Here is a 23676-nt window from a genome sequence, read left to right on the forward strand (position 1 = left end):
TCCTCACTCTTCTTCAATAACAATGACGCACTGCCCGGCGCCGACGGGCGATCCCGGCTGTACCCGCACTTCGCGAACTACTCCCGCGCAGGGGGCGGCGAGCGGGATTTCCATCTTCATGGATTCCAGCACCACCAGCGTGTCGCCTGGCGCGACCTGAGCGCCCACCGCCACCGCCACCTGCCATAGGTTGCCGGCGATCGGGCTTTCGACGCCGTATTGGCCGGGCCGCAGGGGGGCGCTTTCCGGCGGTTGCTCGTGCTCGGCTGCGCCGTCGAGAGGCGCCAGATCGGCGTCGGCCCAGCGCAGCCGCTCGGCGTTGAACGCCGCCCGCTGCCGCCGGCGGAACGCGGCGATGCCGTCCGCTTCCCGCTCAAGAAAAGCCTGATAGTCGGCCTGCGCCAGCTCGCCGTGTTCAATGCGTAGCGGATAGCGTCCCAGCGGGAAGTCGCGGCGAATTTGCAGCAGCTCATCGGCGGAGACCGGATAGAAACGGATCTGATCGAAGAAGCGCAGCAGCCAGGGCTTGCCGTCGAACGCCGCCACGTCCCGGTAGCGGTTCCACATTTGCAGGGTGCGGCCGACAAACTGATAGCCGCCGGGCCCTTCCATGCCGTACACGCACATGTAGGCCCCGCCGATGCCCACCGAGTTTTCCGCCGTCCAGGTGCGCGCCGGATTGTATTTGGTGGTGACCAGACGATGGCGCGGATCGAGCGGCGTGGCGACGGGCGCGCCCAGATAGACGTCGCCCAGCCCCATGACCAGATAGCTGGCCGCGAACACCAGGCGGTGGACCTCGTCCAGATCGTTCAGGTCGTTGATGCGGCGGATAAACTCCAGATTGCTCGGGCACCAGGGCGCATCCTTGCGCACCGTGGTCATGTATTTCTCGATCGCCAGTCGGCAGGCGGGGTCATCCCAGGAGAGCGGCAGGTACAGGATACGCGAAGGGACGCGCAAATCCTGTTTTTCAGCGACCTTCTGCCACAGGTCGGCCACCCTGCGCAGCAGCTGCGGCAGCGGCAGCGTTTCCGGGCGATAGTGGATTTGCAGCGAACGGATCCCCGGGGTGATATCGATAATGCCGTCAATGTCGTCCGCCTGCAGCATTTGCATCAGCACGTGGCCGCGCAGGCGCAACGCCAGATCCAACTCCGCTTCGCCCAGCTCCAGCAACAGATAGGTATCGCCGCTGAGGCGGGCCGCCAGCCGCCTGTCGCCCTGTCCGCAGTCGAGCACCACCGGGGATTGCAGCGGGTGCGGCCGCCAATCGAACGCCTGCGCCCGCAATTCGGCGTATTCCGTTTGGCGCGCCGCGGCCAGCGCCCGCGCCGTTTCAATACTGACCGGGGTAAAGCGCACCTTGTCGCCGGCCTTAAGCTGGCCGAGTTGCCACAGGTCGGCTTCGATGACGGTGACCGGACAGACGAAGCCGCCCAGGCTCGGACCGTCCGGGCCGAGGATCACCGGCATATCCCCGGTGAAATCCACGGCGCCGACGGCGTAAGGATTGTCATGGATATTGGAGGGATGCAATCCCGCTTCGCCGCCGCTCTCCCGCGCCCATTCCGGTTTCGGGCCGATGAGGCGCACGCCGGTACGGCTGGAGTTGAAGTGGACCCGCCACTCGGTGGCGAAAAACCGGTCGATATAGCCGGGCGTGAAATACTCGGGGGCGCCGTGCGGGCCATAAATAACCCGCATTTCGCGCACTGCGGGCAGCGTGGCGATCAGGTCGGCGGGCAGCCGCGCGCCGCTGGCGTCGTCGCGCAGCGCGGGCAGATGCAGCACGTCTCCCGCGCGCAGCGCGCGGCCGGCGTGGCCGCCGAACTGTCCCAGCGTAAAGGTGCTTTTGCTGCCTAAATAATCGGGCGCCTGTATGCCGCCCCGCAGGCACAGATAGCTGCGTGCGCCCGCCCCGCTAATCGTGCCCAGCCGCAGGGTGCCGCCCGCCGGGATGGTGAAGGCGGCGTTCATCGGCTGCGGCCGGCCGTCCAGCTGTAGCGGCAGTTCGGCTCCGGTCACCGCGGCGACGGCGTCGGTATTGAAGCGCAGGGTGGGGCCGCTCATGGTCACCTCCAGCGCCGCCATGCCCGCGTCGTTGCCCAGCAGGCGGTTTCCCAGACAGAGCGAGCGGCTATCCATCGGCCCGGAGGGCGGAACCCCCACGGCCCAGTAACCGATGCGTCCGGGATAATCCTGCACCGTGGTTTGCGTGCCGGCGGCCACTACCTCGAAGGTGCTGGCCCGATAAACCAGCGTTTCCAGACAGCGGGTCCAGGGCCGTCCGCTGGCGAATGGCGTATCCTTCAGGATCTGGCGCAGATAATAGCGATTGGTTTCCACCCCGTAGAGAACCGTATCGGCCAGCGCCCGATCGAGGGCGTTCAAGGCCTCTTGCCGGTCGGGAGCCCAGGCGATCAGTTTGGCTATCATCGGATCGAAATAGGGCGGGATCTCACATCCCGCTTCGACCCAGGTATCGATGCGCAGCGATTTACCCTCGGCGTGGGGGAAGCCGACCGCCGTCAGCAGCCCCGGGCTGGGCTGAAAGTTGCGCCCCGGATCTTCGGCGTACAGCCGGGCCTGAATCGCATGGCCCCGCGGCGCCAGGTTCCGCGCCAGCTCGGCCAGCGGCGGCAGTTCCCCCGCGGCCAGTTGCAGCATCCAGCGCACCAGATCCACGCCCCATACCTGTTCGGTGACGCCGTGTTCAACCTGCAGGCGGGTGTTGACCTCAAGAAAATAAAAACGTTCGTCCCGGCCGTCGTAGATGAACTCGACCGTACCCGCGCTGCGGTAGTCGACCGCCCGGGCCAGCTTGACCGCCGCGTCGCACAGCGCCTTATCCATCCCGGCCGGCAGGTTCGGCGCGGGCGTTTCTTCCAGCACCTTCTGGTTACGCCGCTGTACCGAACAGTCGCGTACGCCCAGCGCCAGCACCTCTCCGCCGCCGTCGCCGAAAATCTGTACCTCCAGGTGACGGGCGCGTTCGATATACTTTTCGACGAATACCCCGGCATCGCTGAAATTGTTCTGCCCCAGGCGGCGAACGCCGTCGAACGCCTCCGATAGCTCGTCGGCGCGCCAGCATACGCGCATGCCGATGCCGCCGCCGCCCGCGGTGCTTTTCAGCATCACCGGGTAGCCGATGGCGCTCGCCGCCGCCAGCGCGGCGTCCGCATCCTCCAGCAATGCCGACCCCTCCAGCAGGGGAATGTTGTGAGCCTTCGCCAGCGCGCGGGCGGTATGTTTAAGACCGAATACCCGCAGCTGTTGCGGCGTGGGGCCGATAAAGGCGATCCCGGCGGCTTCACAGGCTTCGGCGAAGGCGGCGTTTTCCGACAGGAAGCCGTAGCCGGGGTGAATGGCGTCGGCCCCGGTTTTCCTGGCCGCGTCGAGGATCTTATCCACCATCAGATAGGTTTGCGCCGCGGGGCCGTCTCCCAGGCTGACCGCGGCGTCCGCCTGCCGGACGTGCAGACTGGCGGCGTCGGCTTCTGAATAGACCGCCACGCCCGGCACGTTCAGGTCGCGCAGGGTGCGTAAAATACGGCAGGCAATGGCGCCGCGATTGGCAATCAATACGTTTTCAAACATGTGAAACGCTCTCGGAAATGGGCAGGTCGTCCTGCTTCTGCTGTTCTGCGCCAGGGTCGTCCGCGGCGCGGGTGCCGGGGCATCAGGCTTCGTGGCGCGCCGCGGCGGTTATCGCGTTGCCTGGTCCGCGTCGCCGGGCGGTTGATTTTCGCCTCGTCACGACCATATCAGCACCTCCGCCGGGGTGGGGTTCCAGCCGTTGCAGGGGTTGTTGAGCTGCGGGCAATTGGAGATCAGTACGATGACGTCGGTCTCCGCCCGCAGTTCGACGTACTTGCCCGGCGCCGAAATGCCGTCTTCAAAGGTCAGCCCTCCCTCGGGCGTGACCGGAACGTTCATAAAAAAGTTGATGTTGGCGCCGATGTCTCTCTTATCCATACGGCCGTCGTGCAGGCAGGCGCACAGGAAGTTGTCGCGGCAGCTGTGCATATAGCGTTTATCCAGCGCATAACGCACCGTGTTGCTCTCCTGCGCGCAGGCGCCGCCGAGCGTATCGTGCCGGCCGCAGGTGTCGGCGACGATGGTCAGCAGCGGGTTGCCGAGATTGGAATAGAGTACGCTGCCGGTGGTCAGATAGACGTTGTTCTGACGGCGCAGCGTGCGCTGGGGATCGTAGCGCTCCCGCGGGTCGGCGGCGCGGTAAAACAGCGTATCGACGGCCTGGTTGCCTTCCAGATCGAGCAGGCGCAGCGTTTGGCCGGTTTTAACTTCGAACAGATAGGGTTCGCCCGCCGGGATCACATGACGCGACAGCGCCTGTTCCGGCTGAAGGTGGCTGGTGGTTAAGCTCATCGTATTATCCCTCACAGGTATTGGCGTTCAGTGTTATGCAGGGCGCGGGCGTTTTCCGCGCGCGAATGCCGGCAAAGTTCGGTGATGCCGTCGCCGTTTGGCCGCAGCCAGTTCAGTCGCACGGGCTTGGGGGAATAGCGCGGATTGGGGTCCATCGGGTGCTGGAGCGCGGTGAGTATCACCAGCGTATCCATCGGCGCGTAGAGTTCGACGTAATCCCCTGCCTTGGCATTACCCGGCTGGAAGTGGAAGCCGCCGTTTTCATCCACCGTCACCTTGCTGAACAGGTTGACGACCATCAGCAGGTCCTGCAGATTCAGGTTCCACTTCCCCATCTCCACCAGCAGGTTATCCACGCCGTTGCGATGAAAGGCGTTGCGCTGTTCCTGATAGCGTCCCGGACCGTATTTCTCCTCGACTTCCCGTGCGTTGAGCACCCCGCCGAAGCTGTCGTGCCAGCCGCAGGTGTCGGCGGTGACGGCGGCCAGCACCCGGCCCATATCCGAATAGAGACAGTGGCCGACGGTGAGTTTTGCCGTGTGCTGGCCTTTCAGGGTATCGGGCAGATTAAGCCGCTCGCTGGGCTGGGCCGCATTCAGCAGCATCAGGCTGACGTTGGCGTCGCCCTCGATATCCGTGATGCGCAGCAGTTGGCCGCGGCGCAGGACAAACGAGGCGTGTCCGCCGCCGGGGACGATTTCTTCATATAAAGCAGACTGTAAAATCAATGGGTTGGTCATGGCTAAAATCCTTATAAGTGATCGGTCGCCGGCGCCGGGGCGATGTGCGGCGGCAGCGTGGCAAGCGCGCGGCGCGCGGCCAGGCGATCGGCGTTCAGGGGAATGTCGTAGGTCACGCGCGCGCCGTAGGCGTTCGGCGCCTGGGGGTCGATCCGAACCTTGTCGAACACCAGCAGCCGGGTGCCGAGATTGAAACCTTCCGACAGATCGTGGGTGACCATAAAGGCGGTGAGGCGGGTTTCCTGCCACAGCGCCAGCAGCAACTGGTGCATATCTTTGCGAATGCCGGGGTCGAGCGCGCCGAAGGGTTCATCCAGCAGCAGAATGCGCGGACGCATGATGAACGCCTGCGCAATGGCCAGGCGCTGTTGCATACCGCCGGACAGCTGGCCGGGGTATTTATCCAGCGCCTGTCCCAGCCCTACCCGCTGCAGCAGATGCGTCGCCTCTTCCCTGGCCTGGCGCTTGCGGCGTCCGAAGAAGCGGCCGCTGACGCGGGCATGCAGCAGCTCCGGGCCGATGACCACGTTGTCCAGCACGTTCAGATGCGGGAAGACCGAGTAACGCTGAAACACCACGCCCCGGCTGGCGTCGGGTTCATCCGCCAGCGGCTTGCCTTCCAGCAGCAGGCTGCCCCGGCTCGGTTTTTCCTGCCCCAGCAGCAAGCGCAGAAACGTCGACTTGCCGCACCCGGATGCGCCCACCATGGTGCAGAATTCCCCTTCCTCGATGGAGAGGTTCAGGCGTTCCAGCACCACGTGGTCGCCGTACTCCTGCCAGATATTGTTTATTTGAATAAAACTCATCCTTTTTCCCCCGCGGACCAGGGGAAAAAGTAGCGGTTGAGACGTCTTAAGGCGTAGTCCATCAGCCAGGCCAGCAGCGTGATCCACACCACGTAAGGCAGGATCACGTCCATGGCCATATAGCGGCGCACCAGGAATATCCGATAGCCCAGGCCCGCGGTGGCCGAAATGGCCTCGGCGGAGATCAGGAACAGCCAGGCGGAGCCCAGCATCAGGCGCAGTGAAACCAGCAGCCGCGACAGCAGCTGGGGCAGCACCACCCTGAGCACCAGCGTCCAGCTATTGGCGCCCAGCGTTTGCGCCTTGATCAGCAGTTCGGGAGGGATTTCGCGGGCGCGCTGTTCGAGATCGCGCGCCAGTACCGGCGTGATGCCGATAACGATCAGCATCACTTTCGACAGCTCATCAAGGCCGAAAACGATAAACAGAATCGGCAGTATCGCCAGCGGCGGGATCATCGACAGCACGGTCATCAGCGGGGAGAGCGGCGCCCTGAACAGCGGGAATACCCCGGCGGCGATGCCGAGGCACAGCCCCGCCAGCGAGGCGATGCCCAGTCCGATCGCCAGCCGGCTCAGGCTGGCCGCGGTGTCCGCCCACAGCAGATATTCGCCGCTGCGCCTGTCGGCGGTAAACGCGACGCGTTCTATCGCCTCGACCATCTGCGCGGCGCTGGGCAGCAGCTTGTCGCTGGGGTTGTCCGCCAGCCGGACGGCCGAACTGGTGAAATAGAGGGCGATCAGCAGCACAAACGGCAGCAGCATAAGCAGCAGCCGTCCGCCGAGACCCGGGTGACGATTGATTAAACGCATGGCCATTCCCCGCGGTGGTTAGAGTTGCCCTGCGGCGGCCATCTGGGCAAAGGTGGCGTCAAAGCGCAGCTTCACGTTGTTTTCGTCGCCGATAATCACCTCGCCGGGGAAGGCCATTCCCACCGCGTCGGCGCTGCGCGCGCCCTCGCCGAGCAGCCCTTTTTCATAGGAAAAATTCGCTACCCGCCGCATGGTTTTCGGCAGGTCGGCGCTGGTGACGAAGCGTACTGCGTCAGCGGGCGCATGGAATAAATGGGTGGTTTTGAGCTGGGCCCGGTAGCCAGGAAGATCGGTTCCTGAAGCGCGCGCCATGGCCTCAAGCGCGGCGTTATCCCCCGCTTGCATCAGCGCCATGATTTCAAACCAGGCGCCGGTCAGGGCCTTGCCCAGCGCCGGGTTGTCGTTAAGCGTTTGGGTATTGACCACCAGCAGATCGATGATCTCACCGGGGATCCGGCTGGAGCTGAACACTTCGGTGACATTGGGAACGGCTTTGATGGCGGAGAGCTGCGGGTTCCAGGCGCCGACGGCCTGCACGCCGCCGGTATTGAACGCGGCGACGATATCGGCGTCGGAGGTATTCACCACTTTGAGATCTTTTTCCGCCAGCCCGGCCTTCTCCAGCCCGCGCACCAGCAAATAGTGGGAAACGGAGAGTTCGGGCAGGTTGATATTCAGCCCTTTCAGATCGGACAGCGTCTTGTTTTCGCCCTTTATGACGATGCCGTCATTGCCGTCGGAAAAGCTGCCGGCGATCAGGGCGGTGGTATCGACTCCGCCCGCCGCGGGCATGGTCAGCACGTCCATATTGGTCATGGTGCAGCCATCGAACTGGCCGGCGGTGTACTGGTTGATCGACTCCACGTAGTCATTAAGCTGGGTGACTTTGATATCAATACCGTATTTTTTGGCCCACTTATCGATAATACCTTCGGTGCTGATATAGCCCCACGGCATCCAGCCCGCATAAATCGTCCAGCAGACGTTAAAGCTCTTTTTCGTTTCGGCGGCGGCGGAAAAGCTCAGCAGGGTCAGGAGGCAGGCGGTAAGGAAAGACTTTCTCATCAGGGTATCTCCAGTCAGGTTTACGGGGGCAGGAGCAGCAAAATACCTAGAGGTTTTAGGTTTGCTGTCTCCCGGGCTTTTGTCCCGCCGTGTAACCTCGCTGGAGGTCGCCAGCTCTCGGACCAGTCATTCACCCGCGGTGAACCGGAACCCTAGCCAGCCATTATTTAGTGCGCTCAGACGTGTTAGTACTGTGCTGCCCTGTTCACTGGTTTAAGCAAGATGTATACCAGTTTATAAATAAAATAAAAACAAAGAGTTAAGAGTTGGGTGCTGCTAAAAAGACCCTAAAAGAGTGCGCTTAAATCGCCGCCTGCCCGAAAAGAGGGCAATTTCTTCCTCTATGACCGTCTCTTGCGCCGACTCGGGAAGAAGAGCGGAGTAACGGTTGCCGCAGGCGCGCTGCGGCCGCGTTTCTTTTTAGCGATCCTGGCGCGTGTCTTGCACCTGATAAATCGGGTAAGGTTGTGGGTGAACCCTGGGAGGGAAACTGCCGATGTTAAAACAAGCGCTGACCGATGAAGCGGAAGCGGCAAAAGGCCGTATCCGGCTGGATAATGAAGCGGCGATCCTGCTGGCGGCGGAGCATGTGTTCGCCCGGTTTGGCTTTAAGGGCGCCACCATGGCCTTGATCGCCGAGCAGGCGGATTTGCCCAAAGCCAATCTTCACTACTATTTCGGCCACAAGCGGAACCTCTATTTACGCGTGCTGGATGACATTTTGCATGACTGGCTGGCGCCGCTGGAGCATTTTCTGCCGCAGGCCGATCCGCGCGCGGTGATTGAGCAGTATGTGCGGCAAAAGATGGTACTGGCTTTTGAGCGCCCCTATGCCTCGAAGCTGTTCGCCAATGAGATCCTGCAGGGCGCGCCGATGGTGCATGAGCTATTGCAAACGCAGCTGCATGATTTGGTCGCCAGCAAGGCCGCGGTGGTGGATGGCTGGGTCGCGCAGGGGCTGCTGCTGCCGCTGGACAGCAAACACTTCTTTTTCTCTATCTGGGCGATCACCCAGACCTATGCGGATTTTGATATCCAGATCGCCGCGGTGCTCGGCGAGGAGTCCCGCGCGCCGGATGCGCGGCGGCGGGCCGTCGCCCATGTGCTGACCAGCGTATTTAGAATGTGCGGCCTTACGGATAGATAGCGGCGTTAAGCCGTCGTCACGCCGCCGCCGGCGACGTTGAAAAACGTTTCCCGGCGTTTATTGTCCCTCTTCCCGCTTTCTTCTCCCTCTCTTCGCCCTCAAGCCCGGTATTGGCGCAATCATCGTTCATCTTGGAGATACTTGCACCGAAAAGAGGCGCAAAATCCGCCATCGTGAAAGCTTATGGCCGATTAACGCCTTGTTTTTAGCGCAATTGATGGTTGGCAAAAAAATGGCACATAAATCGCATGGTTAGAAGGGAAAACTTAACCATTTGGTCAAGATCTTTGGAACCAGCCAGAGGAGCATGCCGCATGAAAACGTCACTACCGCTCGGCGTCGATGCCGCGGGTATTCAGGCCGGGCGCTTAAGCGAGGCGCAGTACGCGGACAACTTTAGCGACAGCGTGGCGCCGCTGGGGAAAATTCAGGCGGTGATTGAGGCGGAGCGTTGCTACTACTGCTACGACGCGCCCTGTACCCGTTCCTGCCCGGCGGATATCGACGTGCCGAGCTTTATTCATCGCATCGCGCAGGACAACGTGCGCGGCGCGGCGCAGGCAATTCTGAGCGAAAACGTGCTGGGCGGCATGTGCGCTCGGGTGTGTCCCACCGAAACCCTGTGCGAACAGGCCTGCGTGCGTAATCAGCAGGACGGCAGTCCGGTGCGCATCGGTCTGCTGCAGCGTTACGCCACCGACGCCTATCTCTCCAATCCGGGAACGCCGCTGTTTAGCCGGGCGACGTCCAGCGGCAAAAAAGTGGCGGTGGTGGGCGCGGGTCCGGCGGGATTAACGGCGGCGCACCGGCTGGCGCGTCACGGCCATCACGTCGTGGTGTTCGACGCCCGGGAAAAGCCGGGCGGGCTGAATGAGTATGGTCTGGCCGCCTACAAGACCACGGATGATTTCGCCCAGCGCGAAATTGCCTGGCTGCTGTCCATCGGCGGCATCGAACTGCGTCTTAACCACCGTCTGGGACAAGACATCACGCTGGATGCGCTGCGCGCCGATTATGACGCGGTTTTTCTCGCCATGGGGCTGGGCGGCGTCAACGCGTTGGGTATTGAGGAAGCGCCGCTGGAAGGCGTGCGCGAGGCGGTCGATTTTATCGCCGAGCTGCGCCAGGCGCCCGATCCCGCCGCGGTGGCGATAGGCCGCAGCGTGGTGGTGATTGGCGGCGGCATGACCGCCGTCGACGCCGCGGTGCAGGCCAAAAAGCTGGGCGCCCGTGAAGTCACCATGGTGTATCGCCGCGGCGCCGCGGAGATGAAAGCCTCGGCCCATGAGCAGGAGTGGGCGAAAGCCAATGGCGTCGTTATCCGCCACTGGGCGGCCCCTCAGGCGCTCCACGCCGAGGACGGCCGCGTCGCGGCGGTTTCTTTTACCGTTATGCAGGCGCGGTCGGGGGCGCTGGCCGCCAGCGGGGAAACGTTCCGGCTGCCGGCCGATATGGTGCTCAAAGCCATCGGCCAGACCTATGACGCCGGCCTGACCGGCGCGGCGATTGCGCTGCAAGACGGACGCATCGCCACCGACGAACAGGGGCGCACGTCGTTGCCCGGCGTCTGGGCCGGGGGCGACTGCTGCGCCGGCGGGCTTGACCTGACGGTGGACGCGGTACGGCAGGGCAAAGCGGCGGCGGCGTCGATAGACGCGCTGCTGCGCCCCGTTGCCCGTCACTCTTCACTGACCGAGCGGGAGGTTTTGCATGGCTGATATCAGCAGTAACTTTTTAGGGATTAAAAGTCCCAATCCTTTCTGGCTGGCCTCCGCCCCGCCGACGGACAAAGAGTACAACGTGGTGCGGGCGTTTGAAGCCGGCTGGGGCGGGGTGGTGTGGAAAACCCTGGGGCAGGATCCGCACGTGGTGAACGTCAACGGCCCGCGTTACAGCACCCTGCGCACCGCCGATCGCCGCATCATCGGCCTGAATAATATCGAGCTGATTACCGACCGGTCGCTGGATACCAATTTGGAAGAGATCGCCCGCGTCAAACGCAACTGGCCGGACCGGGCGATGATCGTCTCCATTATGGTGCCCTGCGAGGAGGAGGCCTGGAAAAGCATTCTGCCGCTGGTGGAACAGACCGGCGCGGACGGCATCGAGCTGAACTTCGGCTGTCCGCACGGCATGAGCGAGCGGGGTATGGGGGCGGCGGTGGGCCAGGTGCCGGAATATATCGCCATGGTCACCCGCTGGTGCAAGCAGTATTGCCGCCTGCCGACGATCGTCAAACTGACGCCGAATATCGCCGATATTCGCCATCCGGCGCGGGCGGCCTTGCAGGGCGGCGCCGACGCGGTGTCGCTGATCAATACCATCAACTCGGTGATGGGGGTGGATCTGGAACAGATGACTATCCACCCCAATACCGGCGGCAAAGGGTCGCACGGCGGCTACTGCGGCCCGGCGGTGAAGCCTATCGCGCTGAATATGGTGGCGGAAATCGCCCGCGACGAACCGACGCGCGCGTTGCCGATGTCCGGCATCGGCGGCATTGCCACCTGGCGCGATGCCGCCGAGTTTATTGCGCTGGGCTGCGGCACGGTGCAGGTGTGCACCGCGGTGATGGTGCACGGTTTTCAGATTGTGCGCGACATGGTGAGTGGCCTGTCCAACTTTATGGATGAGCAGGGCTACCGCACGCTGGAGGATTTCCGCGGGCGCGCCGTCGGCAGCGTCAGCGACTGGCGTTATCTCAACCTCAATCATATCGACAAGGCGGTGATTGACCAGTCTGCGTGCATTAAATGCGGGCGCTGTCATCTGGCCTGTGAGGATACCTCGCACCAGGCGATCACCAGCCTTAAAGAGGGGGAGCGCCATTACGAGGTCAAGGAAGAGGAGTGCGTCGGCTGCAACCTGTGCGTCTCCATTTGCCCGGTTGAAAACTGCATTTCCATGCGCAGCCTGCAACCGGGAGAAGTGGATTTGCGCACCGGCAAGGTGGTGAGCGGGGAGTACGCCAACTGGACGACGCACCCGAATAATCCGCTGGCGGTAACGGCCGGCACCGTCTGAGTCGGCCTACCCCACCCCGGCCCTCCCCTTCGCAGGGGAGGGAGTTTGGCTCCTCCCCCTGGCAGGGGGGAGGCCGGGAGGGGAGCATTAGCGGCACCGCGCCTAACTTTATTAGCCAGCAATAACGAGGGGAACATGATGAGCCATAACCTGTTAATCAAAGGCGGTACGGTCGTCAATGCCGATCGGGAATTTCGTGCCGACGTGCTCTGCGCCGACGGCGTTATCGTGGCGGTGGGCGAAGATGCCGCCCGCGACGCGCCCGCCGGAACCGAGGTGATCGACGCCGGCGGACAGTACGTGATGCCGGGCGGCATCGACCCGCATACCCATATGAATTTCCCCTTTATGGGAACGGTCACGGTGGATGATTTTTACAGCGGAACGGCGGCGGGGCTGGCGGGCGGCACCACCACTATTATCGATTTCGTTATCCCCAATCCGCAGCAGCCGCTGATGGAGGCTTATCGCAACTGGCGCGGCTGGGCGGAAAAGGCGGCGTCCGACTACAGTTTCCACGTCGCCATCACCTGGTGGGATGAGAGCGTCCGCCGGGATATGGGCACGCTGGTGCGGGAAGAGGGCGTCAACAGCTTCAAGCACTTTATGGCCTATAAAAACGCCATCATGTGCGACGACGAGACGCTGATGAACAGCTTCCGCCGCTCGCTGGAACTGGGGGCGATGCCCACGGTGCATGCGGAAAACGGCGAAATGGTTTACCTGCTGCAGCAGGAAATGGTCAGGCGCGGCATCACCGGGCCGGAAGGGCACCCGCTGTCGCGCCCGCCGGAGGTTGAAGGCGAAGCCGCCAGCCGGGCGATTTCCATCGCCAACGTGCTGGGCGTGCCCATTTATGTGGTTCACGTTTCCTGTAGCGAGTCGGCGCAGGCCATCGCCCGCGCCCGGGCGCGCGGCCAGCGGGTTTACGGCGAAGTGCTGGCCGGTCACCTGGTGGTGGACGACAGCGTGTACCGCGATCCCGATTTCAATAACGCGGCCGCCCACGTGATGAGTCCGCCGTTTCGTCCCAAAGGCCATCAGGAGGCGCTGTGGCGCGGATTACAGTCCGGCCAGCTGCACACCACCGCCACCGACCACTGTACTTTCTGCACCAGCCAGAAAGCCGCGGGCAGCGATAACTTCACCAAAATACCCAACGGCTGCGGCGGCGTGGAGGAGCGTCTGGCGGTTATCTGGGACGCCGGCGTCAATAGCGGACGCCTGACGCCCAGCGAGTTCGTCGCCATTACCTCGGCCAATACCGCCCGCCTGTTCAATATCTATCCCCGCAAAGGCCGGGTTTCGGTAGGGGCCGACGCCGATCTGGTGGTGTGGGATCCCCAGGGCAGCAAAACCCTGTCCGCCAAAACGCATCACTCGAAAAATGATTTCAACGTCTTTGAAGGCCGCACGGTGCGCGGCATTCCACGATATACGGTCAGCCAGGGGAAACTGGTGTGGGCCGACGGCGATCTGCGCGCGCAGCAAGGGGCGGGCCGCTATATCAAACGCCCGGCATTCAGCGCGGATTTCAGCGCCGGCGCCCTGCGGGAAAGCCTGCAGGCGCCGAAAGCCGTGGCGCGTTAAAGAACCTACCCGACAGTAAGACGGTGACGTCCACCCATGAGGAAATCTGTTATGAATAGCGAAGTGTTATCCGCAACAAAAAATAAAATCGATATCGCCGATCTGCGCGTTGACGGCGATCGCCTGTGGCAGTCGCTGATGGATCTGGCGGTGATCGGCGCCACGCCCAAAGGCGGCGTATGCCGCCTGACCCTGACGGACCTGGATCGTCAGGGGCGCGATCTGGTGGTGGGCTGGGGGAAAGCCGCCGGGCTGTCGGTTGAAATCGACAAGATCGGCAACGTGTTTATGCGTCGTCCTGGGCGCAATAACGCCCTGCCGCCAATAGTGGCGGGCAGCCATATCGATACCCAGCCGACCGGCGGGAAATTCGACGGCAACTTTGGCGTGCTGGCGGCATTGGAAGTGATCCGCACGCTGAACGACCGGCAGATAGAAACCGACGCGCCGGTGGAAGTGGTGTTCTGGACCAATGAGGAAGGGTCGCGCTTTGTGCCGGTAATGATGGGCTCCGGCGTCTTTGCCGGCGTATTCCCGCTGGAGTATGCCTATGCCGCGCAGGACGTGGACGGTAAAAACGTGGGGGATGAACTGCGGAAAATCGGCTATGCCGGGGCGCAAACGCCGGGCGACCACCCCATCGGCGCCTACTTTGAAGCGCATATCGAGCAGGGGCCGATTCTGGAAGATCGGGACGTTGACATCGGCGTGGTGCAGGCGGTGCTGGGGATTCGCTGGTATGACTGCGTGGTCACCGGGATGGAGTCGCACGCCGGGCCGACGCCGATGGCGCTGCGCAAGGACGCGTTGCAGGTTTCCACCCGCATCATGCAGGAGGTTATCGCCATTGCCGACCGCTTTGCGCCGCACGGCCGCGGTACGGTGGGCATGGTTCAGGTCCACCCCAACAGCCGCAACGTGGTGCCGGGCAGCGTGAAGTTTTCCATCGATTTCCGCAACCTTACCGATGCGCTGGTGGATGAGATGGATGCGGCGCTGAAAGCCTATATCGCCGGGCTGAGCGCGGAAACCGGGCTGGATATTCAACTGACCCAGGTATCGCAGTATCGCGCCGCGCCGTTCCATCCGCACTGCAAAGACGCCGTGCGCCGGGCCGCCAATCTGCTGGGCTATTCCAATATCGACATCGTTTCCGGCGCGGGGCACGACGCGGTGTATGTCGCAGAGCTGGCGCCGACGGGGATGATTTTTATTCCCTGTAAAGACGGCATCAGCCATAACGAGATTGAGTATTCATCGCCCGAGCAGGTGACGGCCGGTGCGAACGTGTTGCTGCACGCGGTGCTGGAGACCGCCGGCGTGGCGGGGCGGGGAGCGGGCTGATTGCCGTCGTCCCCGCGGCGGTAGGCGGGGACCTGCGAGCATTACCTTCTGCCGTCGTCCCCGCGGCAGTAGGCGGGGACCTGAGGGCATTACCCTCCTCTGTCGTCCCCGCGGCGGTAGGCGGGGACCTGAGGGCATTACCTTCCTCCGTCGTCCCCGCGGCAGTAGGCGGGGACCTGAGGGCATTACCTTCCTCCGTCGTCCCCGCGACAGTAGGCGGGGACCTGAGGGCATTACCTTCCTCCGTCGTCCCCGCGGCAGTAGGCGGGGACCTGCCTGCGCGGGCATAACGGTGTTAGTTAGCGCCTGCCTTCCCGCATCGCCTTCTCAACCTCTTCCGCCAGAATGGCGATGCCGCGCTCAATGCTCTCCGGGTCCGGTACGTAGTTCATCCGCAGGCACTGATGCGCATGCGGCCAGGTCTGATCCAGCCCGGGGAAGAAATAGCGGCCGGGCACCATTAGCACGCCGCGTTTCTTCAGCCGCTGGTACAGCACTTCGGTGGTGACGGGTAAATCCTTAAACCATAACCACAGGAAAATGGCGCCTTCCGGCTTGTGGATCAGACACTGCTCCGGCGACAGATAGCGCCGGATGGTGGCTATCGTTTCCGTTACGCGCCGCTGATAGAAGGGGCGCACAACCTCATCGGACAGGCGCAGCAAATCGCCGCGTCGAATCATCTCGCAGGCCATCGCCGGCCCGATCGCGCCCGGCGACAGGCTGATGATGCCGTTCATATTGCCGATGGCGGAAATCACCTTCTCGTCGGCGATAACAATACCGCAGCGCGAACCGGGCAGCCCCAGCTTGGACAGGCTCATGCACAGAATAATGTTCGGGTTCCACAGCGGCGTCGCCTCGCTGAAAATAATGCCGGGGAAGGGAACGCCGTAGGCATTATCAATCAGCAGCGGGACGTTATGCTGCTGCGCCAGAATATCCAGACGCATCAGCTCTTCGTCGGTCAGCACATTGCCGGTGGGGTTGGTGGGGCGGGAAACGCAGATCAGGCCGATATCGTCGGTAATCGACAGGTGATCAAAGTCGACGTGATATTTAAATTGCCCGTCCGCCAATAGCTCAATCTGCGGACGAACGGAAACAAACATGTTTTCATCCAGCCCGGCATCCGCGTAACCGATGTATTCCGGCGCCAGCGGGAACAGCACCTTGCGCAGGCTGCTATCGGCATGGCGTCCGGCAAAGAGATTGAATAAGTAGAAAAATGCGCTCTGGCTGCCGTTTGTCAGCGCAATATTCTGTGGTCCAATCTGCCAGCCAAATTCCTCGCGCAGCAGCTCGGCCAGGGCGCCGAGCAGGGCGTCTTTACCCTGCGGGCCGTCGTAATTGCATAAGGCGTCGGTTAATTTTCCCTGTTCCAGCATTTCCTGGCAGAGCTGCCGGAAATAGGCGTCCATCTCCGGAATGTGCGCCGGATTGCCGCCCCCCAGCATGATTGCCCCTGGCGTGCGGAGCCCCTCGTTCAGGTCATCCATTAGCTGGGTAATGCCCGCATGACGGGTAAATTTGTTGCCGAAAAGAGAAAAATTCATAGTTTGTCAATTGATGGTATTACATGAATGAACGGCAACCATAGCGTTTGCGCCGCTATGGCGCAATGCGGCGCAAAGTTAATCGAATATCTATTGTTCTGATCCGTTGTTATTTGGCGGAATAAAATGCTGATGGCGGATCGGGGATTAACTCACTCGATTAAAGCTGAATCGATATCAACTTTAACCGATCCATACGTTATTATTTTGTAATAAACATTACTTTTTCTAGCGTTATTGTGATCTGCATTGAAAAAATTCATTGGCGAAATGCTATTTCCTCAACTGTTGATGGGTATCACATTCTGAGGCCGTACTGATTTGTAGTCTTGGTCGTGTAGTAGCTAAATCAATTCAGCAAAAAGGAACGACGAGATGAAAAAAGTACTGGCACTGAGCATTTCATTAGCGCTGACTTCATGGCAATTATCGGCTCAGACATTTGTGCTGACGGATGCTGAAGGCGGCGTGGAGCAAGGTAACTGGCAGATTGGCAGCGATGCGCTGAAGATTAAGGATCAGCACTTCAGCATCGAGCAAAGCGTACTGCGCGGCGGGCGTCAGGAAGGCAGTAAAATCATCACCATCACCAGTCAGAACGGGTTGAAAATCGTACTTAGCCCGACGCGCGGCATGAATTTGCTGCACGTCACCGGGAAAGACGTTCGCCTGGGGTGGGATTCTCCGGTCGACGAGGTGGTGAACCCCAATACCATCAATCTGGAAAGCCGCGGCGGCGTGGGCTGGCTGGAAGGTTTCAATGAAATGATGGTGCGCTGCGGTTTTGAATGGACCGGCCATCCGGTGGTCGATAACGGCATGATTTATACCCTGCACGGCCGCGCCGGCAATACGCCCGCCTCGAAAGTGGTGGTGGACGTCAGCGAAAAAGCGCCTTACCAGATCACCGTGCGCGGTCTGCTGAAGGAGAACAGCTTTAAGAAATCGAACCTGGAAACCTGGACCGAGCTGCGTTACATCCCCGGCAGCGAGTCGTTTACCGTGCATGACGTGCTGACCAATCAAGCCGACTATGCGCGCGATTACCAGATTATTTATCACAGCAATTTCAGCACGCCGATTCTGGAACAGGGCGCGCGCTTTGTCGCGCCGGTGAAAGAAATCTCTCCGTTTAACGACTACGCCAAAGCGGGCCTGAAAGAGTGGCAAACCTATCAGGGACCGACCAAAGACTTTGACGAAATGGTCTTTAACCTGACGCCGTATGCGGACAAGCAGGGGAAAACCCTGGCGGCGCTGGTTAACCGCGCCGGCGATAAAGGGGTCTCGATTGAGTTTGATACCCGTCAGCTGCCGGTGCTGACGCTGTGGAAAAACACCGATACGCTAAAACAGGGCTACGTTACCGGCATTGAACCGGGCACCAGCTACGCCTATCCGGTCACCATTGAGCGCGAACAGGGACGGGTAAAACAGCTGCAGCCGGGACAGAGCACGGAATTTGAGCTGACCTACAGCCTGCTGAGCAGCACGGATGCGGTGCAGAAAACGGAACAAAAAGTGAAAGCGATTCAGGGCGACAACAAAACCACGCTGACGGAGAAGCCGATAGCCGTTGAGTAACGCCGGCGATACCCCACCCCCGACCCTCCCCTTCGCAGGGGAGGGAGAACTGCGCCGAACCCTATTTCAGCACCTGCGGGTTAACGCAGTTTTCTTTTACCTCTCCGCTTAAGGCGGCGATCAGGTTGTCGACGGCGCAGGCGGCCATATTGTAGCGGGTTTCATGGGTTGCCGAGCCAATGTGCGGCAGGGCCACCACGTTGGGCAGTTTTAGCAGCGGGGAGTCGACCGGCAGCGGTTCTTTGGTGAAAACGTCCAGGCCCGCGGCGTGGAGGGTCCCGTTGGCGAGGGCCTCGATCAGCGCCGTTTCGTCCACAACGGCTCCGCGGCCGATATTGATCAGAATCGCGCCGGGTTTCATTTTCGCCAGCTGTTCGCGACCGATAAGGTGGTGCGTTTCGGCCGTCAGCGGCAGGGTGATGCACAGGAAATCCGCTTCGGCCAGCAGGGTATCCAGATCGCAATAGCGGGCGTTAAAGCGCGTTTCCGCTTGCGGATGATGACGGCGGGCGTTGTACAGCACCGGCATACTGAAACCGAAATGGGCGCGCTGCGCCACGGCCAGACCGATGCGGCCCATGCCGAGAATGCCGATGGTTTTATGATGGACGTCGCTGCCAAACCAGTCGCTGCCGATACTCTCTCGCCACTCGCCCGCTTTGACTCTTTCCGCCACTTCCACCACCCGGCGCGCGCTGGCCAGCATCAAAGCCAGCACGGTATCGGCCACGGTTTCGGTCAGTACCGTGGGGGTGTGCATCAGAATAACGCCTTGCTCGTTCAGGGCGTCGACGTCGAAATTATCGTAGCCCACCGAGATGGTGGAGGCGGCGCGCAGACGCGGAGCCTGTTGCAGAAAGGCTTTATCCACTTTGCCGCCCGAACCGATAATGCCTTCAGCCTGAGCCAGCGCCGGGTGATGCTCCGGCGGAAAGTCGTCCAGTTCGGTGACGGCGAAGTGCTGATCTAAACGGGTGCGTAAATCGTCAGGGATCTTTCTATACAGAATAACGCTAGGTTTCATCGCAAACTCCGGCAGGTTAGGGAGGTTAAGGCGGAAATAACGGATGGAATCATCGCGTAGCCGACGGGATACTGCAAGCCATACATCGTGACCTCGCGCCAGGCGCCGCGATTAGCCGCCCGGATAGTGCGCCGATGGCGGAGGATAGGGTTCACGCAGCGCACGCAGCGCACGCAGCCGCAGAAGTTGCTGGCCGTAGCCGGCGATATCGATCCCGTTGGCGCTATCCAACTGCTGTTTAAAGTGTGGGGCAATGCTGGTGGCGCCGTTTATCGCCCCGCAGATTGCCGTGGCCATCGCGCCGATGGTGTCGGTATCGCCCCCCAGATTGGCGCACAGAATGGCGCAGCGGTTAGGATCGGTTTGCGCCAGTTCCACCATGGCGATGGCCGCGGGAACCGATTCAATCATCTCCGCGCCGGTGCCGATCAGGTCATAAATACGCGCCATCGCATGCTCGGTTCCGTTCACGCGTTTGACGGTCTCCAGTGCCAGTTCGATACGGCACGCCAGGGAGGCGCTGTAGGTGGTAATGCGCCTGTTCTGCGCCGCCTGCGCGACCGCGGGCAGCTCCTCGCCGATCCCGCTCCAGGTGGAGGCGCCTTCAATCGCTCTGGAGATGGCCCAGGCGATGACGACCGCGCCGGCGACGGCGATATCGGATTTATGCGTCACGCTGGAAGCCAGCTCGACGTCGGCGATGAAATCATGCAGTGAATGGGGCGGCAGCAGACAACCCAGCGGGGAGACGCGCATCGCGGCGCCGTTGGTAACCCCGTTGTTTTCCAGTTCGCGGATATCGGTTCCCCGCTGTATCGCGGTCAGCGCGGCTTTTGACGAGGGGCCGAGGATATTTTTTTCAAAGGCGCCGAACTCCAGCGCCCAGTGCAGAATGTGCTTCCCTATTACCTTGGGATCGATGCGGCCTTCACAGGCGATAAGGGCATCCGCCAGCGCGATGGCCATCGCCGTGTCGTCGGTGTATTGCGCGGCCTGAAAATAGCAGGCGGCGATATTATCCGCCGGGCCGGGCAGAAAACGGTCAATCCAGCCAAAATGCTTTTTAATCCGTGTTCGCGGCCATAACTCCGACGGCATGCCCATCGCATCGCCCAGCATCTGCCCATATAACGCGCCATTAATCCGGTTCTGCTTATTTGATGGCATGGTACATCCTTAATAAACGTGGATAATCCCCTCTCCTTGATGGTTATTAAGAGATGCCATCCGACTGGCTTTATCGTAATTGATGGTTGATTTTTCTAGTGAAGTTTCTCTGAGCAATATTTAAGCCGTGCTTGAATCGGCACGCTGGAAAACGTTAGTTCATAGCGTAACACCAGATAGAATTAAGATAGTACCTTTACAATCATTAGTTGAGCGTAATGTGAAAGTTTATTTACGTTTGCGGCGCCAGGGGGGGATAAGAAGGTTAACGCCGGCGGATAAACGGCTTAGCGGCTGGCGAACGGCCCGGTCCACTGCATAATCAGCGTGGTCGCCCGGGTTTCCCGATTGAAGTTTTCCGCCACGACGACAAAGCCGTGTTTACGGTAAAACGCGCAGGCCCGCCCATTCCGTTGATACACTTCCAGACTGAGCAGTGAAAATTGCCGCTGGGCGTATTGGATTAATGCCGCGCCGATATTTTGGCCGTAGTAATGCCGCCGCACGAATAAGGCGCCGATAAAACGGCCTTCCAGCACGCTGATAAAACCCGCCATCCGCTCCCGGTCTTGATATATCCAGGTTTGTGACCGGGGGATATAAATATCGCGAACCAGCGGAGCGCTTTCCCGCCAGTAATCCGCGCTGATAAACGGGTGCGCCAGCGTAGTGCTTTCCAGCCACAGCGACATCAGCGGGTCCAGATCCTGCGGCCGGTATGCGCGGATCATGTCGCGGCGTCCCGATGGCAAAAGCAGTCCGCGGTGTGGTCGTCGACCAGGCCGCCGGCCTGCATAAATGCATAGCAAATGGTCGAGCCGATAAACTTGAAGCCGCGTTTTTTCAGCGCCTTTGACATGGCGTCGGAAACGGCGGTTTTGGCCGGCACGCCGGCGAGCGACGCCGGGCGGTTAAGCTGAGGCCGATGGTCGACAAACGACCAGATGAAATGAGAGAAACTTTCGCCCTGGCTTTCCATCTCCAGCCAGGCGCGGGCGTTGGCGATAATGGCTTCGATTTTGCCGCGGTGGCGGATGATGCCGCTGTCCTGCATCAGCGCGTCCACGTCATCCTGAGTCATGCGCGCAATGCGATGCGGATCGAACTGATAAAAACAGCGGCGATAATTTTCGCGTTTTTTCAGCACGGTAATCCAGGAAAGCCCGGCCTGCTGGCCTTCGAGGCACAGCAGCTCAAACAGCTTTTGGCCGTCGGTGCAGGGTTTCCCCCATTCGTTATCGTGATAATCCTGATATAGGACGTCCTGGGTAACCCAGCCGCAACGTTTCATCGGCTTTTCCTATCGTTAATGGTCTGAGAGCCGGTTGTTATTCGGCACCGTTGTTGATATTGATAGTGGCGTCGCTCATTACGCCGCACGATCATTGCACTGAAGCCGCTGTATAAGCAACCAGCTTTTGCTGCCGACGTTCACGGAAACCGGCGCCGGGATGCGCGGGGCGACGATAACCATAACAACGAACAGATTGGGGAACGGGAATGGCGGTTGAGTGGATTTTGGCCTATCTGGCTTTAGGGACGGTGGTTGGCTTTATGGCCGGGCTGTTGGGGATTGGCGGCGGCGGCATTATGGTGCCGGTTCTGACGGCGATGTTTGCCGCTCAGGGGGTGCAAAACGAACATCTGGTGCATATGGCGCTGGGAACGTCGATGGCGGCGATCGTGATTACCGCCATTTCCAGCCTGCGCACCCACCATCAGCATCAGGCGGTGCTGTGGCCGGTGGTCTGGCGCATAACCCCCGCTATACTGATCGGGACGTTCGCCGCCACCTGGCTGGCGACGCTGCTGCCGACGCGTACGCTGGCGATCTTCTTTTCCTGCTTTATGGCCTATATCGCGCTGCAAATGGTGCTGAATATCAAGCCCAAACCGCAGCGTCATCTGCCCGGCACCGCGGGCCTTTCGCTGGCCGGTCTGGTTATCGGCGGCATTTCCGCGCTGGTTGCCATCGGCGGCGGATCCTTGACCGTGCCTTTTCTCACCTGGTGCAACGTGCGTATTCAGCAGGCGATCGGCACCTCGGCCGCGGTGGGGCTGCCTATCGCGCTATCGGGGGCGCTGGGGTATATGATCAACGGCTGGTCGGCGGTCGGCGTGCCCGAATACAGCATCGGCTATGTTTCCCTGCCGGCGGTGGTATTGATTTCGGCGGTAAGCTATTTTACCGCGCCGGTCGGCGCCCGCCTGGCGCACCGTCTGCCGGTGGCGACCCTGAAGAAAGCCTTTGCGGGATTACTGCTGCTGCTCAGCCTGAAGATGCTGCAAACGGTGTTCAGCGGCTGAGGCGTCCGTTCCGAGGGGCGTATAGCAATAAAGCCGGGCATCCCGGCTTTTCCTGCGCCGGCCTGAAAAATCACCGCCGATATAAACTTGTTGCCGCATTCTGGCTGTATATCTCGCTTTCAGAGGGTATACTGGCGCATTCACTATAAATCCACTTGTATCGCGTGCGAATCCAAATGCAAAAGTTTGATACCAAGACCTTCCAGGGCCTGATCCTGACGCTACAGGATTATTGGGCGCGCCAGGGCTGTACCATTGTTCAACCGTTGGACATGGAAGTCGGCGCCGGCACCTCTCATCCGATGACCTGTCTGCGGGCGCTCGGCCCGGAACCCATGGCCACCGCCTATGTGCAACCGTCCCGCCGTCCTACCGACGGCCGCTACGGCGAAAACCCCAACCGTCTGCAGCACTACTACCAGTTTCAGGTCGTTATTAAACCTTCTCCCGACAATATTCAGGAACTGTACCTCGGCTCGCTGCAGGAATTGGGACTGGACCCGACGATCCACGATATCCGCTTTGTGGAAGACAACTGGGAAAACCCGACGCTGGGCGCCTGGGGGCTGGGTTGGGAAGTGTGGCTTAACGGCATGGAAGTGACGCAGTTCACCTACTTCCAGCAGGTCGGCGGTCTGGAGTGCAAGCCCGTCACCGGCGAGATCACCTACGGTCTGGAACGTCTGGCGATGTATATTCAGGGCGTGGACAGCGTTTACGATCTGGTGTGGAGCGACGGTCCGCTGGGCAAAACCACCTACGGCGATGTGTTCCATCAAAACGAAGTGGAGCAATCCACCTACAACTTTGAACACGCCGACGTCGATTTCCTGTTCTACTGCTTCGAGCAGTACGAAAAAGAGGCGCAGCGCCTGCTGGCGCTGGAAAAACCGCTGCCGCTGCCGGCCTACGAACGCATTCTGAAAGCGGCGCACAGCTTTAACCTGCTGGATGCGCGTAAAGCGATTTCCGTTACCGAGCGTCAGCGCTACATCCTGCGTATTCGTACCCTGACCAAAGCGGTAGCCGAAGCCTATTACGCCTCCCGCGAGGCGCTGGGCTTCCCCCTGTGTAACAAGAACGTGTGCAATAAGCAACAGAGCTAAGAGGCAGCC

General features: G+C 61.0%; 19 protein-coding genes and 1 riboswitch. Of the genes, 8 read left to right on the forward strand and 11 right to left on the reverse strand.

The genetic code is table 11. From position 1 onward, the window contains the following. Positions 1–3: 3 nt before the first annotated feature. The 6 genes from uca to MFP24_RS18030 form a co-directional block, all read right to left on the reverse strand. Positions 4–3603, reverse strand: coding sequence for an urea carboxylase (gene uca, locus MFP24_RS18005; RefSeq protein WP_249231660.1), 3600 nt, complete (start codon positions 3601–3603; stop codon positions 4–6). 156 nt (positions 3604–3759) lie between these two features. Continuing rightward, positions 3760–4395, reverse strand: coding sequence for an urea amidolyase associated protein UAAP2 (locus MFP24_RS18010; protein WP_249231661.1), 636 nt, complete (start codon positions 4393–4395; stop codon positions 3760–3762). A gap of 11 nt (positions 4396–4406) precedes the next feature. Then, positions 4407–5135 (reverse strand): urea amidolyase associated protein UAAP1, encoded by a 729-nt coding sequence (locus MFP24_RS18015; RefSeq protein WP_249231662.1) that lies wholly within the window; start codon positions 5133–5135, stop codon positions 4407–4409. 11 nt (positions 5136–5146) lie between these two features. Then, positions 5147–5941, reverse strand: coding sequence for an ABC transporter ATP-binding protein (locus MFP24_RS18020; RefSeq protein WP_249231663.1), 795 nt, complete (start codon positions 5939–5941; stop codon positions 5147–5149). Further along, a complete protein-coding gene (locus MFP24_RS18025; protein ID WP_249231664.1) occupies positions 5938–6753 on the reverse strand; it encodes an ABC transporter permease in 816 nt (271 codons plus the stop codon). The genes MFP24_RS18020 and MFP24_RS18025 overlap by 4 nt, the downstream gene beginning before the upstream one ends. Positions 6754–6771: 18 nt before the next feature. Then, entirely contained in the window at positions 6772–7818 is a 1047-nt protein-coding gene (locus MFP24_RS18030) for a putative urea ABC transporter substrate-binding protein (RefSeq protein WP_249231665.1), read from the reverse strand. A gap of 66 nt (positions 7819–7884) precedes the next feature. Continuing rightward, a riboswitch (guanidine-I (ykkC/yxkD leader) is annotated at positions 7885–7985 on the reverse strand. Positions 7986–8314: 329 nt separating this feature from the next. On the opposite strand from MFP24_RS18030, the gene MFP24_RS18035 reads away from it, so the two are divergent. From MFP24_RS18035 to MFP24_RS18055, 5 genes are all read left to right on the forward strand, one after another. Next, on the forward strand, positions 8315–8965 hold the full coding sequence (locus tag MFP24_RS18035) for a TetR/AcrR family transcriptional regulator (RefSeq protein WP_249231666.1): 651 nt from the start codon (positions 8315–8317) through the stop codon (positions 8963–8965). Between the two features lie 314 nt (positions 8966–9279). Beyond that, the gene (locus MFP24_RS18040) at positions 9280–10683 is read left to right on the forward strand and encodes an NAD(P)-dependent oxidoreductase (protein ID WP_249231667.1); all 1404 of its coding nucleotides are present in this window, start codon (positions 9280–9282) and stop codon (positions 10681–10683) included. Then, the gene (gene preA / locus MFP24_RS18045) at positions 10676–11989 is read left to right on the forward strand and encodes an NAD-dependent dihydropyrimidine dehydrogenase subunit PreA (RefSeq protein ID WP_249231668.1); all 1314 of its coding nucleotides are present in this window, start codon (positions 10676–10678) and stop codon (positions 11987–11989) included. Before MFP24_RS18040 ends, preA begins: the two co-directional genes overlap by 8 nt. A gap of 135 nt (positions 11990–12124) precedes the next feature. Further along, positions 12125–13579 carry a dihydropyrimidinase gene (gene hydA / locus MFP24_RS18050; protein ID WP_249231669.1) on the forward strand — a complete coding sequence of 485 codons (1455 nt, stop codon included), beginning with the start codon at positions 12125–12127 and terminating at the stop codon, positions 13577–13579. 51 nt (positions 13580–13630) lie between these two features. Beyond that, positions 13631–14923, forward strand: coding sequence for a Zn-dependent hydrolase (locus MFP24_RS18055; RefSeq protein WP_249231670.1), 1293 nt, complete (start codon positions 13631–13633; stop codon positions 14921–14923). A 299-nt stretch (positions 14924–15222) separates the two neighbouring features. On the opposite strand, the gene MFP24_RS18060 is transcribed toward MFP24_RS18055, so the two are convergent. Then, a complete protein-coding gene (locus MFP24_RS18060) occupies positions 15223–16479 on the reverse strand; it encodes a valine--pyruvate transaminase (protein ID WP_249231671.1) in 1257 nt (418 codons plus the stop codon). Positions 16480–16854: 375 nt separating this feature from the next. Here MFP24_RS18060 and MFP24_RS18065 point away from each other — a divergent pair, with 375 nt between their 5' ends. Further along, positions 16855–18063, forward strand: a complete 1209-nt coding sequence (locus tag MFP24_RS18065; RefSeq protein WP_249231672.1) for an aldose 1-epimerase family protein — start codon at positions 16855–16857, stop codon at positions 18061–18063. Positions 18064–18124: 61 nt separating this feature from the next. On the opposite strand, the gene ghrB is transcribed toward MFP24_RS18065, so the two are convergent. The 4 genes from ghrB to MFP24_RS18085 all read right to left on the reverse strand — a co-directional run bounded on the left by ghrB (position 18125) and on the right by MFP24_RS18085 (position 21545). Next, positions 18125–19087, reverse strand: coding sequence for a glyoxylate/hydroxypyruvate reductase GhrB (gene ghrB, locus MFP24_RS18070; protein WP_249231673.1), 963 nt, complete (start codon positions 19085–19087; stop codon positions 18125–18127). A gap of 111 nt (positions 19088–19198) precedes the next feature. Further along, on the reverse strand, positions 19199–20254 hold the full coding sequence (locus tag MFP24_RS18075) for an ADP-ribosylglycohydrolase family protein (protein ID WP_249231674.1): 1056 nt from the start codon (positions 20252–20254) through the stop codon (positions 19199–19201). Between the two features lie 287 nt (positions 20255–20541). After that, positions 20542–20985 carry an N-acetyltransferase gene (locus MFP24_RS18080; protein ID WP_249231675.1) on the reverse strand — a complete coding sequence of 148 codons (444 nt, stop codon included), beginning with the start codon at positions 20983–20985 and terminating at the stop codon, positions 20542–20544. After that, positions 20982–21545, reverse strand: a complete 564-nt coding sequence (locus tag MFP24_RS18085; protein ID WP_249231676.1) for a DNA-3-methyladenine glycosylase I — start codon at positions 21543–21545, stop codon at positions 20982–20984. Before MFP24_RS18085 ends, MFP24_RS18080 begins: the two co-directional genes overlap by 4 nt. Positions 21546–21754: 209 nt before the next feature. Between MFP24_RS18085 and MFP24_RS18090 the strand changes: the two genes are divergently transcribed. Next, positions 21755–22561, forward strand: coding sequence for a sulfite exporter TauE/SafE family protein (locus MFP24_RS18090; RefSeq protein ID WP_249231677.1), 807 nt, complete (start codon positions 21755–21757; stop codon positions 22559–22561). A gap of 176 nt (positions 22562–22737) precedes the next feature. Then, positions 22738–23667, forward strand: coding sequence for a glycine--tRNA ligase subunit alpha (gene glyQ / locus MFP24_RS18095; protein WP_009110875.1), 930 nt, complete (start codon positions 22738–22740; stop codon positions 23665–23667). Positions 23668–23676: the final 9 nt, after the last annotated feature.

It is taken from the genome of Brenneria tiliae (assembly GCF_023347575.1).
GTDB lineage: Bacteria > Pseudomonadota > Gammaproteobacteria > Enterobacterales > Enterobacteriaceae > Brenneria > Brenneria corticis.

Bases quoted from the DNA above. Each gene is read 5' to 3' on its own strand.
- uca (WP_249231660.1), bottom strand. From the start codon at position 3,603: ATGTTTGAAAACGTATTGATTGCCAATCGCGGCGCCATTGCCTGCCGT.
- MFP24_RS18010 (WP_249231661.1), bottom strand. From the start codon at position 4,395: ATGAGCTTAACCACCAGCCACCTTCAGCCGGAACAGGCGCTGTCGCGT.
- MFP24_RS18015 (WP_249231662.1), bottom strand. From the start codon at position 5,135: ATGACCAACCCATTGATTTTACAGTCTGCTTTATATGAAGAAATCGTC.
- MFP24_RS18020 (WP_249231663.1), bottom strand. From the start codon at position 5,941: ATGAGTTTTATTCAAATAAACAATATCTGGCAGGAGTACGGCGACCAC.
- MFP24_RS18025 (WP_249231664.1), bottom strand. From the start codon at position 6,753: ATGCGTTTAATCAATCGTCACCCGGGTCTCGGCGGACGGCTGCTGCTT.
- MFP24_RS18030 (WP_249231665.1), bottom strand. From the start codon at position 7,818: ATGAGAAAGTCTTTCCTTACCGCCTGCCTCCTGACCCTGCTGAGCTTT.
- MFP24_RS18035 (WP_249231666.1), top strand. From the start codon at position 8,315: ATGTTAAAACAAGCGCTGACCGATGAAGCGGAAGCGGCAAAAGGCCGT.
- MFP24_RS18040 (WP_249231667.1), top strand. From the start codon at position 9,280: ATGAAAACGTCACTACCGCTCGGCGTCGATGCCGCGGGTATTCAGGCC.
- preA (WP_249231668.1), top strand. From the start codon at position 10,676: ATGGCTGATATCAGCAGTAACTTTTTAGGGATTAAAAGTCCCAATCCT.
- hydA (WP_249231669.1), top strand. From the start codon at position 12,125: ATGATGAGCCATAACCTGTTAATCAAAGGCGGTACGGTCGTCAATGCC.
- MFP24_RS18055 (WP_249231670.1), top strand. From the start codon at position 13,631: ATGAATAGCGAAGTGTTATCCGCAACAAAAAATAAAATCGATATCGCC.
- MFP24_RS18060 (WP_249231671.1), bottom strand. From the start codon at position 16,479: ATGAATTTTTCTCTTTTCGGCAACAAATTTACCCGTCATGCGGGCATT.
- MFP24_RS18065 (WP_249231672.1), top strand. From the start codon at position 16,855: ATGAAAAAAGTACTGGCACTGAGCATTTCATTAGCGCTGACTTCATGG.
- ghrB (WP_249231673.1), bottom strand. From the start codon at position 19,087: ATGAAACCTAGCGTTATTCTGTATAGAAAGATCCCTGACGATTTACGC.
- MFP24_RS18075 (WP_249231674.1), bottom strand. From the start codon at position 20,254: ATGCCATCAAATAAGCAGAACCGGATTAATGGCGCGTTATATGGGCAG.
- MFP24_RS18080 (WP_249231675.1), bottom strand. From the start codon at position 20,985: ATGATCCGCGCATACCGGCCGCAGGATCTGGACCCGCTGATGTCGCTG.
- MFP24_RS18085 (WP_249231676.1), bottom strand. From the start codon at position 21,545: ATGAAACGTTGCGGCTGGGTTACCCAGGACGTCCTATATCAGGATTAT.
- MFP24_RS18090 (WP_249231677.1), top strand. From the start codon at position 21,755: ATGGCGGTTGAGTGGATTTTGGCCTATCTGGCTTTAGGGACGGTGGTT.
- glyQ (WP_009110875.1), top strand. From the start codon at position 22,738: ATGCAAAAGTTTGATACCAAGACCTTCCAGGGCCTGATCCTGACGCTA.